Consider the following 11,907-nt stretch of genomic DNA (forward strand, 5'->3'; position numbering starts at 1 on the left):
AAAAGAATATTACAGGTTTTAATGACTGGCCTTTTATTAGTGACACCAGTGGCTGTTGCGACAAGTGTCACGCAACAAGGTGTTCAAGCGGCTACGGCCACTAGCGCACCACAAGTTGACGCTAGCGCCGCAATTGCAATCGACCCCCAATCAGGACAGGTCTTGTATGAAAAAAATGCTGACCAAGTCTTACCGATTGCATCGATGACCAAGATGATCACCGCCTATATCGTCTTAGATCAAATCAAACAAGGTAAGTTGAAGTGGGATCAAACCACTAAGCCAGACGCTGCCATTTATAAGCTGAGTCAGGACAAAGAATTAACAAATGTCCCCCTTCAAGCGGATAAGGCGTATAGCGTTCGCGAACTATACCAAGCAATGTTGATTGCTTCAGCAAACGATGCGGCAATGATGTTGGCCAATCTAGTCGCTGGTTCTCAAAAGAACTTCGTTGATCTGATGCGCCAACAAGTTAGTCAATGGGGCATTAAGGATGCTAAGTTGTATTCCGTTTCTGGTTTGAATAATCAGTATTTAAAAGGGGACACGTATCCTGGTAGTGCTGCCGATGCGGAAAATGAAATGAGTGCTTCTGAAGTTGCAATCGTGGCCCAACACTTATTGAAGACTTTCCCTGAAGTGCTAGCAACAACGAAGCAAACGGCCTTTACGTTTGGCCCTAAGACGATTGATGAGACGAAGATGGCTACTTGGAACTTAATGTTACCAGGCCAAAATAACGCGCCTAAAGATTACGTGGTCGACGGTTTGAAGACCGGGACAACGGATAAAGCTGGCGATTGTTTTACCGGGACGGCCACTAAAGATGGCCACCGGATTTTAACCGTTGTAATGCACGCTAATGGTAGTGACAAAGGGCGTCGCTTTGTTGAAACCAATAAAGTGATGCAATATGTTTTTGATAACTGGCAACAGACGCAACTCGTCAAAAAAGGGGCAACCATCAAACCTTTTGCAACGGCTGATGTGAAGTATGGTCGGACGAAGACTGTCGCGCTTGAAACACCGCAAGCAATTGCCATGTGGGTTCCTAAAGGCACCCAAGTTGCTAATATTGATTGGGAGTATCAAGTGGTTCAAGGTGGTCAAAAGCGTCAACTAACAGCGCCTGTTAAGAAGGCGGCCGTCATCGGTAAAGTGACACCAAAGATTGCGGGCGTAACGAACCGGTATCTAGGGACAACACCGCAATATTCATTACAAACCAAGACAGCTGATCCTAAAGCGAACGTCTTTGTCTTAATTGGTGATGGTATTGGTGAATTTTTCGCTGACTTATTTTAATTAAATGATAAGAATGCTTAAACGAGAATCAATCGTTTAAGCATTCTTTTTTTAGTGATAATAACGCCGATTTATCAGCATTATTCAATCGGTTTAAGCTTGAATATGCTATAATTAAACCAATTCATAATGAGTCTAGGAGGACGAAAATGGCTTTAACATTGGATGCATGTACATTAATTTTAAAAGAGCATCATTTACTAAAAAGTGTAGCCCTCAATGGGGATTCAAACTTGAATATGACCGGGATTGCCTATGATTCACGCAAGGTAACAGCAGATTCCCTCTTTTTCTGTAAGGGAAATTTCCGCCCGGTGTTCTTAACGAACGCTAAAGAAGCCGGCGCGGTTACTTACGTTGCAGAACAACCCATTGTTGAAGGTAACGGGATGAACGCGTTAATTGTGACAAATGTGCAAAACGCAATGGCTGTTTTATCGGCTGCCTTTTATGATTACCCACAAGACGACCTCTTCATCGTGGCTTATACGGGGACTAAGGGGAAGACGACGGCTTCTTATTTCACGCAATCAATCTTACAAGATGCCACTAACCAAAAAACAGCCCTCTTTTCAACAATCGATCGAATACTGGGACCTAAACCAGCGGACCGCTTTAAATCAGATTTGACGACACCTGAAAGTTTGGATTTATTCCACGATATGCGCCAAGCTGTTGAAAATGGCATGACACACTTGGTAATGGAAGTCTCATCACAGGCCTATAAGAAAAATCGAGTTTACGGGTTAACGTTTGATGTTGGCTTCTTCTTGAATATTTCACCGGATCATGTGGGTCCTAATGAACATCCTAACTTTGAAGATTACTTACACTGTAAATTGCAATTACTCGTTAATTCACGGCACTGTGTGATTAACGCGCAAACCCAAAATTTCGGGGATGTATACGCTGCAGCGACAACGACAACTGAACCAGAAAATATTTACTTATTTGCAGATACGAGTTATCAACCAGCGCAACCAGTGGATATTGATTTCCGTTTTGAAAATCAAGCGATGACCTTAGCACAAAGCCGCTTTAAAGTGACCGCTGTTTCTAAAAAGGCGATTCAATTAGGTGTTTCTGGAGATTACCAATTACGTTTGATTGGTGATTTCAATGAAAGTAATGCGACGGCGGCCATTATTGGTGCCGCCTTAGGGGGTGCCGATTTAATCGCTGCCCAACAAGGTATCCGTCGTTTGCAGATTCCAGGCCGAATGGAAACCCTAGCGGTTGAAGGTCATGGTCAAGTTTATGTGGACTATGCCCACAATTACGCTAGCATGAAAGCTTTATTGAGCTTCCTCCAAAAGGAATATAATCAACCTAAGTTACTAGTGGTTGTTGGAAGCCCTGGCGATAAGGGCGTTTCAAGACGAGCTGGTTTTGCGCAAGTCTTAAACGAATATGCAGATCGTGCGATTTTAACGACCGATGATCCGGGTTATGAAGATCCCGCGGCTATTGCGGCAGAAATTTTAGCCGGTATCGATCAAGATAAGGTTGCCACGACGGTTGAAATCGATCGCGCAACAGCGATTAAACAAGCTATCGAAGAAAGTCAACCGGGGGACATTGTTGTGTTGGCTGCTAAAGGAGCGGACGCCTATCAGAAGGTACGAGGGGTTGATACACCTTATCCAACTGATATGGTAATTGCCAAACAAGTAGCACAACAATTAAGCTAAAAAAAGAATGTGGAGGGTTTATGATGAAAAAATCAGTTGTAATGAGTACGGTGTTAGTTTCAGGATTGTTATTATTGAGTGCTTGTGGCCAAAAGCAAGAAGCAAAGAGCTCAGCTTCATCTGAATCAAAAGTGACAAGTGTTAAAAAGACAAGTCATTCAAAGAAAACACAAAGTCAATCGTCAGAAGCTGCCGTTTCAGAATCAGCAAGTGATTCTGAAGTGACAAGCTCAAGCAGTCAAAGTGGCGCAACACCAAGTGCAACTGATGCGACATCAACCGTCAGTCAATCCGCTTCAACCCAAAGTAGTCAAGTAACCAGCAGTCAAACGAGTCAATCGCAGGCCACTCAGAGCCAAAGTGCGCAACAATCAAGTGCACAGTCATCAGCCAATAGCCAATCATCAGCAACGACTAGCCAACCACAAACAAGTCAACCAACAACGACTGTGGATGGCAATCAGGCGATTCGCTTAGTGATGCAACAGGTTGGGCAAACACAAGCTCATTTATCTTACTTAAATAATGGGTTGATCACACGTAACGCACAACAAGGTTATTTAATTAATTGCTACGCACCTAATGAAGATTCACCTCGGGCTGGCTATTTTGTAACCCAAGATGGGCAGGTTGAACAAATTTGGTAATCGATTAATAGGAGTTGAGACAGAAATTATTTTGTCGCAATTCCTATTTTTTGATGACGTTCTTTTCTGAAAAAGATTGACAAACTGGCGGACTCCTGTAAAATAATTCAAGTAAAACGTAACTATTACGATTTAAAAAGGAGAAAGAGATGAATAAAAAACGATTGGGCATAGTCGCTCTTTTATTAATGGTCACAATGATAATTGCCGGTTGTGGTCAGACTAAACAGACCACTAAAGGCATTCAGGTCGTCTCATCGCTGGATTTCTATGGGGAAGCTGCCCAAGCAGTCTTAGGCAAGCACGGGCAAGTGACATCCATTATTAACAGTCCCAGTTTAGATCCTCATTCATACGAACCAACAACCCAAGATGCTAAGCAAGTTGCACAAGCCGATGTTGTGATTGAAAACGGTCTGGGCTATGATCAATGGTTATCCAAGGTGGCAGCCAGTTCCAATTCTGATCAGCAAACAATGATCACAGTCAATAAACTAATGAAACGAACCGATGGCGCCAATGAACATTTATGGTATGATTTAGAGACCATGCCAACGCTCACTAAACAATTAATCACCCGTTTTAGTAAGCTTGATCCGGCGCATAAAGCTGATTTTCAAAAAAATGGTCAAGCTTACTTAAAGAAACTAGCCGATTTGAAAACACAATTGGCAGGTCTCAAGGCACAAGCCAAGGGCCAAAAAGTGGCGGTCAGTGAACCAGTCTTTGATTACGCTTTAAAAGAAATGGGTTATCAAGTTGCCAATCGGCATTTTGCTAAAGCCATCGAAGACGGTACGGATCCATCACCACAAGATATCGACGCTATGCGTCAACTCATTAAGAAACATCAAATTGCCTTTTTAGTCGTCAACAAGCAAGAAGAAAGTCGGACGATTAAAGAGATGCACCAATTAGCAACGAAGGAAAAGGTCCCAGTTGTTCAGGTGACAGAAACACTACCAGCTAAACAAACCTATTTAACTTGGATGCAACAGCAATTTGATGCAGTAGGAAAGGCTCAAAACGTAAAATGACAGAATTAGTAAGTGCCACAAATTTAGGAATGACCTTCAGTAATCGTCAGGTTTTAAAGGATCTTAATTTTAAGATTGAACGCGGGAGCATGACCAGTTTAATTGGGCCTAACGGTGTTGGTAAAACAACGCTCGTGCGAATCTTAATTGGCAGTTTGCAACCGACCGCCGGCGAATTAACTTTTTCACCAGACAAGCAAAGTTTGAACATTGGCTACGTGCCGCAATTTCGGAATTTAGAAGCAGAATACCCGCTCTCGATTCGAAGTTTTGTTAGTCTTAACCAATTAACCAAGCATCTGCCTTGGCACACTAAAGCAGAACGCCAAGCACTCGATAAGATTTTGGCCCAGACACATTTAACGGCCCTTCAAAAAACGACGGTTGGCAATGCTTCTGGTGGTGAAAAACAAAAAGCATACCTCGCGCAAGCTTTAATCAGTGAACCGGACCTCTTGATTTTGGATGAGTCAACGGCCAGTTTAGATATTGAAACTAAAGAAGAAGTCATGGCACTAGTGGCAGAACTAAATCGTCTGCACGGCTTAACCGTGATTTTTGTTACTCATGATTTAGATTTAGCGCGTAAGTATACGGATCAATATTTATTCTTGAAGCGCGGTCAATACGAAATGGGGCCGATGAGTCAATTAGACCCTAACCTAGAATTAGATTAAAGCGGAGGACGGTTGAGTGTTAACTTTTGATTTTATGCGGCATGCGTTTGTCGCCAGTACATTTATTGCCATTACATGTGGTTTAATTGGGGTTTTTGTAGTTGCTAGAAATATGTCGTTTTTAGCGCATACGCTTGCCGAGATTGGCTTTGCGGGTGCTTCATTTGGTGTCTTCTTAGGCATTGCCCCGCTAAACGGGATGTTATTGTTCACAATGATTAGTTCGATTACAATTGGCCAGATGAGTGCCAAGGAATCAAGACGAGAAGCCTCGATTAGTGCGATTTCAAGTTTGTTTGTCGGGTTAGGCATTTTATTCTTGTCGTTATCTAACCGCAATGCCAGTTATGCGACAAATATTTTATTTGGCTCAATTATCGGCATCAGTTTAACGGATGTTTATCAGTTAATTACGTTATCAGGAGTTATTGTGGTCGGCATCTTACTTTTCTACCGGTACTTGGTCTTTGATTCATACGATTCAATTGGCGCCCAAGCACAAGGGTTAAAGACTAATTGGTTATCGATTTATTTCCTAATCCTCTTGGCGATTAGTGTTAGTATCGCGGCCCAAATCGTGGGTTCATTATTAGTCTTTATTCTAGTGACCTTACCAGCCTTTATTGCAAAATATCTTGCGAAGAGTGTACCGGCAATGCTGGCAGTTTCCGTGGGGGCGGCTTTGTTAGGGGTTTGGTTAGGTTTATGGCTAGGTTATGTTACTAATTGGCCAGTGACCTTCTTTATCGCAACGCTAGAATTTATCTTTTACTTTATTGCACTTTTATATCATCAACATGTTAGTCATTAAAAAAAGTCTGGCCACTGGCCAGACTTTTTTTAATAGTTACATATCAGCAAGTAATGCTTCTAGTTGATCGAGTCGTTGTTCAAAAACGTCAAAAGCGCGTTCAAGGTAATCGGCATTGGTCATATCCACACCGGCTTTTTGCATCGTTTCAATTGGGTAACTGGCACTCCCATTTTTGAGGTAGGTGAGATAATTGTCAAGTGCGTCTGGCTGGCCCGTGGTAATTTGATCAGCGAGCGTCGTGGCAGCGGCAAAGCCAGTTGCGTATTGGTAAACATAATAGTTCATATAAAAATGGGGAATCCGAGCCCATTCTAAGGCGATTTGAGGATCTTTGGCGACCGCATCGCCGTAATAGCGGGCATTTAAGTCAGCGTAATAATTTGACATGTAATCAGCCGTTAAAGGGGTCCCGTTGGCTGCCGCTTCGTGAATATAATGTTCGAATTCGGCAAATTGCGTTTGGCGGAAGACAGTCCCTTTGAAGCCATCAAGGTAGTAATTCAACAAGTAGGCTTGAACCTTAGGATCTTTTTGCGTCTTCAAGAGATATTCTGTAAGCAAATTTTCATTCGTTGTTGATGCAATTTCAGCGACGAAGATAGGATAATCACCATAGACGTAAGGTTGATTGTGACGTGTTAAATAACTGTGGACACTATGGCCAGTTTCGTGAACTAGTGTGTATAAGTTGTTAAGATCATCTTGCCAGTTCAAGAGAATGAACGGATTGGTATCGTAAGCACCACCTGAGTAAGCGCCACTGCGTTTGCCCTTGTTTTCAACGACATCAATTTGCCGTTGGTCAAAGATTTGGTCCACAATTGGTGTGTATTCGGGGCCTAAGATGGCTAGTGCTTCACGAGCAGTTGCTTGCGCTTGTGGATAAGTGTAGCTTAAAGCGGGCTTGCCCAGAAGTGGTGTGTATAAGTCGTACATGTGCAATTGCGGTAATGCTAATTGCTTTTGACGTAATTTAACATAACGATGTAACAATGGCAGATGTTGGTTCACTTGAGCCACTAAAGTTGTGTAGACTGCTTCGGGGATGGCTTTAGGTGCAAGAGCTGCTTGGCGCGCACTGTCATAGTGGTGGACTTGGGCGAGGTAGTTGTGCCCTTTGATTTCGGTCGCAAGGGTGGTCGCAAACGTATTTTTGAATTGGTCGTAAGTGCTGTAGAGTGCTTCAAAGACTTCTTGACGGACTTGACGGTCAGTTGATTGCAACAATTGGCTATAGAGGCCGTTTGATAATTGATGTGTTTGACCGGTTTCGTCGACCACGTCTGGGAATTGAATATCTGAGTTATCCAAAACGCTAAAGGTTTGACTAGCCGCACCCAAGATATCACCAGCAGCGGCGATTAAGGCTTCTTCTTGCTCAGATAGCACATGTTCACGACTATCGGTGATGGTTTGGATAAAGTGTTGATAACTTTCAAGTGCCGGTTCACTAGCTTGCCAAGCAGACAATTGGTCAACAGGAATCGCCAGGATAGCGGGCTCTAAAAAGGCGGCGGCGGCAGAAACGTCCGCTGCCAAAGCATCAACTTGGGCTTGATAACCTTGGTAAGTGACGTTAGTTGTATCTTGATCATTTTTCATGCTAGCGTAAACGTAGACGGTTTCTAATTGTCTAAAGACAGTCAACACTTGTTCAATTGTTGTTACAAGTTGGTCAGCCGTTTTAAACGGGTGGTTATATTGTTCGAGTGTTGGCAGAGCTTGTTTGAGCGTTGCGAGAGCTGTTTCGAAATCTAAGTCATTTTTGAAAATCGTACTGAGGTCCCAAGTTAAGTTTTCAGGGACTTCAGAGCGTGTGGGTAATTTGTGGATTGCCATAATAAACCTCCGTAGAATATGAATAATTAAACATATTCTAGCATAGTTCAGAGATAATTCAGCCACGAAACCTTTCAAAATAAATATTAAAATTGTATAACTTTTCTTAAAAACGATTGTTTGCTTTGATAATTCAGCTATAATGACAACATACATAATATTCGCGCTAGTATAACATAGAAGGGAACCACTTATGCAGAATTCTAACTTTTTTGGCTCAAGAGAAGATAAATACAAAAAAGGCAAACGCCACCGGAAATTAAAAATATTCCTATTAATCATCGTGATTCTCGTCTTTTCAGGTGGCGCGTATGCGATGCGGGTCAGTAGCCAATTGAAGTCTGCAGCCGATAAAATTAATAAATCGGAAGCTACTTCTAAGGCGATTAAGAATAAAAAAGCCTTCTCCATCTTATTGTTGGGTGTCGATACCGGTGCTGAAGGCCGAATTGACAAAGGTAATTCAGATACAATGATTGTGGCGACTGTCAATCCTAAAAAGGAACAGGTCAAGTTAGTCAGCATTCCGCGGGACACATTAGCGGAGTTACAGGGCGCTAAGTCTTTTGATATGCAAAAAATTAATGCAGCCTATAATGTAGGTGGCTCTGAGATGGCTAAAAAAACCGTTGAAAAGCTGTTTGATGTGCCAATTGATTATTACGTAACGATTAACATGGGGGCTTTATCGAAAATCGTCGATGCTGTTGGTGGCGTTGATGTTAACGTCCCATTTCCGTTTAAATACAATACAACTTTCAAAAAAGGGAAGATGCATCTAACCGGGAAAGAAGCCTTAGATTATTCACGGATGCGTTATGATGATCCAGAAGGCGATTATGGTCGTCAAAAACGACAACGCCAAGTCATTACGTCGTTGATTAAATCAGCGGTCTCCTTCAAGTCGCTTACCAATTATGAATCAATTTTGAAGACGTTAGAAGATAGTGTCGCAACTGATTTAAGCTTTGATGACATGGTGGCCATCCAATCAAATTACCGGACAGCAGCGAAATCCATTACTTCTGACTACCTCAAGGGGCGCAATGCAACGATTAAAGGTTCTTCATATCAAGTCCCCACGACCAGTGAGATTCAACGGGTGTCAGACGTTTTACGGACGTCACTCGGCTTAGAAAAAACGAATGTTGATAATGCGGAAACGAAACAAAATGCATTAAACACGAACTTTGCGGCAACGGAATACCAAGATGAATTCACGGTTTATCCGGAAAGTGTCTTAAAAGATGACACGACAACAGGTGACGCAGCCAGCACGACAACGACTGAAGATAATACCACTCAATATTCCCAGAGTGCACCACAGTCAAACTGGCAACAGCCCCAACAGGCACCGTCTCAGTGGCAAAGTAGTTACTAAGATAGTTTGATAAAATAACCGTTAAAAACAGCGTCATCAAGTTTACTTGATGGCGCTGTTTTTGTGATAACCAGTTTACTTTTAGTGTCGATAACGGTATTATTTGTAATGATACAAAAAGACAAACAAAGGATGTGGCGGAACGTGTATTTGCTTGTAAATGTGATAGGGTTATTAGTTTTTATTGGAGTCGGCTTTCTTTTTTCAAAGAAGAAAAAGGATATCGACTGGCGCTCAGTTTTAATTATGCTAGTGATTAACCTTGTATTAGCTTGGTTTTTAACAAGTTTTTCAGTTGGTCGGGACATCGTTTTAGGTGCTGCCAACGGGTTTAACTGGCTCGTTCAAGTTGCTTACACGGGGATTGCATTCGCATTACCAAGTTGGGTAAATGTTAAACAGATGGATTTCGTGGCCAGCGTGCTACTTCCCATCTTAATGATTATCCCATTATTTGATATCTTAACTTATATCGGCGTCTTGCCATGGATTATTAAGTGGTTAGGTCGCGGGTTGGCTAAGATTACGGGACAACCTAAATTTGAATCATTCTTCGCAGTTGAAATGATGTTTTTAGGGAATACCGAAGCATTAGCTGTTTCAAGTTTACAATTGAAACAAATGAAGGCAGAACGGACATTAACGCTTGCGATGATGTCAATGAGTTGTGTGACGGCTTCAATTATCGGCGCTTACACACAAATGATGCCAGGACAATTTATTTTAACCGCTATTCCGGTCAATATTATTAATGCTATTATTGTGACCAATATTTTAAATCCAGTTAAAGTGACACCAGAAGAAGATACGATCGCTAAAATGGGCGGCAGTGGTTCAGCAGTTGGCGAAGAACAAACCGCTGACGGTAAGATTGAACGCGAACCATTCTTCTCATTCTTAGGGGATTCAATTTTAAATGCCGGTAAATTAGTTTTAATCATCACAGCTAACGTCATCGCCTTTGTTGCCTTGGCAGCGTTGATTGATAAAGTATTACAATTATTTAACCCTTGGATTACCCTGGAACATCTCTTAGGAATCGTGATGTTCCCATTTGCTTGGTTGATGGGCTTAGATGTCAGCCACGCCTTTGAATTTGCACAATACATGGGTACGAAGTTAGTGACGAACGAATTCGTTGTCATGGGAAAAGTGCAAAACTCAATTACAACCTTCGCACCACATTATCAAGCAGTTCTAACCGTTTTTGTCACATCATTTGCCAACTTCTCAACAGTCGGGATGATCATCGGGGCCTTCAAGGGCTTAGTTGACCGTGAAAAGAATGATATGATCGCTAAAAACGTGGGCTACATGCTTTTATCGGGGATTTTAGTATCATTGCTTTCGGCGGCAACAGTTGGTTTATTCGTTTGGTAGAAAAATAACAAAAAATCTGAATTTAGTAGTGACAAATTCAGCATAAAATAGTATTATAGTAGGGTGCTATTGCGAAGTTGCAATAACATCATACTTTATTGGGCTATGGCCAAGCGGTAAGGCAACAGGTTTTGATCCTGTCATGCACTGGTTCGAATCCAGCTAGCCCAACTCAAGAATCGTTGAAGAAGTGTTAAGTAGATAACTATTTAACACTTTTTTTGTACGCTAAAAAAAGTAGACGCCCGGACAGAATCCTGTATAATGAGGCAGGAACTAAAAAGGACTTAAAAGGAGTTTGGCATGGCTGATTTAGTTTATCAAACAATTATTGCAGATTTAAAAAAGGCAATTAATGCGGGGGCTTATCCCAGCATGAAATTACCCGATGAAAGAACGTTGACGGAACATTATCAGGTTAGTCGTAGTTCGGTGAAGCGGGCGTTAAACGTCATGGCTAATCAAGGTATTATTTTTAAGAAACGCGGTTCAGGCACCTTTATTAATCCTTTATACTTAAAAAGCGGGTCATTTTTTAATTACAGTGGCTCTAATCTCGGGGTCACCGATAGTTTTAAGGCTGGTAATCGAAAACCGGGGATTAAGTTATTGGATTTTCGAGTCATTAAGCCCAGTGCTGAATTACAAAGAGACTTATTCTTGAAACCGGATGATTTCGTTTATGAAATTAAGCGTCTTCGGTTATTCGATGATGAACCGTTTATGATTGAAACCGGCTTTATTCCCATCAAGATTATGCCAGGCTTGACCGAAAAAATTATCTCGAGTTCGATTTTTAATTATTTAGAAACCGAGAAAAATCAAGAAGTAACGCGCGCTTTCTTATCGATTTTTGCAGAACCTTCTACGCAAGATGATCAAGACAAGTTGCAACTAAAGCCAACTGAACCCGTGGGCATCATGGAAGGCATCTTCTTTTTGGATGATGGCACGCCATTTGAATTTTCAACAATGCGGCTTCATTATCAGTACATGAAATATAATACTTTCGTTTCAGTCAGCGGTCGGGAATAGACCGTTATTTTTATCTTTTTAAAATTGGTACGACCCAATATAATAAATGGTTGACTTTTAGTTTTTATCTAGTATGATAAGTATGTAAGCAGAAACAT

Annotated in this window: 10 protein-coding genes and 1 tRNA gene; 10 read left to right on the plus strand and 1 reads right to left on the minus strand. The window is 41.7% G+C overall.

Features of this window, described 5'->3' with window-relative positions:
• Positions 1–21: 21 nt before the first annotated feature.
• The 6 genes from C0213_01355 (at position 22) to C0213_01380 (ending at position 6,171) form a co-directional block, all read left to right on the plus strand.
• Positions 22–1,308, plus strand: coding sequence for a D-alanyl-D-alanine carboxypeptidase (locus C0213_01355; GenBank protein AUX11146.1), 1,287 nt, complete (start codon positions 22–24; stop codon positions 1,306–1,308).
• A 149-nt stretch (positions 1,309–1,457) separates the two neighbouring features.
• Positions 1,458–2,999, plus strand: a complete 1,542-nt coding sequence (locus C0213_01360) for a UDP-N-acetylmuramoyl-L-alanyl-D-glutamate--2,6-diaminopimelate ligase (protein AUX11147.1) — start codon at positions 1,458–1,460, stop codon at positions 2,997–2,999.
• A 23-nt stretch (positions 3,000–3,022) separates the two neighbouring features.
• Positions 3,023–3,646 carry a hypothetical protein gene (locus tag C0213_01365; protein AUX11148.1) on the plus strand — a complete coding sequence of 208 codons (624 nt, stop codon included), beginning with the start codon at positions 3,023–3,025 and terminating at the stop codon, positions 3,644–3,646.
• Positions 3,647–3,795: 149 nt separating this feature from the next.
• Positions 3,796–4,683 (plus strand): metal ABC transporter substrate-binding protein, encoded by an 888-nt coding sequence (locus C0213_01370; GenBank protein ID AUX11149.1) that lies wholly within the window; start codon positions 3,796–3,798, stop codon positions 4,681–4,683.
• Complete coding sequence (locus tag C0213_01375) at positions 4,680–5,360, plus strand: ABC transporter ATP-binding protein (GenBank protein AUX11150.1); 681 nt, start codon at positions 4,680–4,682, stop codon at positions 5,358–5,360. The genes C0213_01370 and C0213_01375 overlap by 4 nt, the downstream gene beginning before the upstream one ends.
• A 34-nt stretch (positions 5,361–5,394) precedes the next feature.
• Positions 5,395–6,171 (plus strand): ABC transporter, encoded by a 777-nt coding sequence (locus C0213_01380; GenBank protein AUX12786.1) that lies wholly within the window; start codon positions 5,395–5,397, stop codon positions 6,169–6,171.
• Positions 6,172–6,207: 36 nt separating this feature from the next.
• Here the strand turns inward: C0213_01380 and pepF are convergent, their stop codons facing one another.
• Positions 6,208–8,013 carry an oligoendopeptidase F gene (gene pepF, locus C0213_01385; protein ID AUX11151.1) on the minus strand — a complete coding sequence of 602 codons (1,806 nt, stop codon included), beginning with the start codon at positions 8,011–8,013 and terminating at the stop codon, positions 6,208–6,210.
• 193 nt (positions 8,014–8,206) lie between these two features.
• Between pepF and C0213_01390 the strand changes: the two genes are divergently transcribed.
• The 4 genes from C0213_01390 to C0213_01405 all read left to right on the plus strand — a co-directional run bounded on the left by C0213_01390 (position 8,207) and on the right by C0213_01405 (position 11,809).
• Entirely contained in the window at positions 8,207–9,394 is a 1,188-nt protein-coding gene (locus tag C0213_01390) for a LytR family transcriptional regulator (protein ID AUX11152.1), read from the plus strand.
• A gap of 144 nt (positions 9,395–9,538) precedes the next feature.
• Positions 9,539–10,774 (plus strand): NupC/NupG family nucleoside CNT transporter, encoded by a 1,236-nt coding sequence (locus C0213_01395; GenBank protein AUX11153.1) that lies wholly within the window; start codon positions 9,539–9,541, stop codon positions 10,772–10,774.
• A gap of 99 nt (positions 10,775–10,873) precedes the next feature.
• Positions 10,874–10,945 (plus strand) — tRNA-Gln (locus C0213_01400).
• Positions 10,946–11,077: 132 nt separating this feature from the next.
• A complete protein-coding gene (locus tag C0213_01405) occupies positions 11,078–11,809 on the plus strand; it encodes a GntR family transcriptional regulator (GenBank protein AUX11154.1) in 732 nt (243 codons plus the stop codon).
• Positions 11,810–11,907 lie beyond the last annotated feature (98 nt).

Origin of the sequence: Latilactobacillus sakei, from assembly GCA_002953655.1 — a bacterium.
GTDB lineage: Bacteria > Bacillota > Bacilli > Lactobacillales > Lactobacillaceae > Latilactobacillus > Latilactobacillus sakei_A.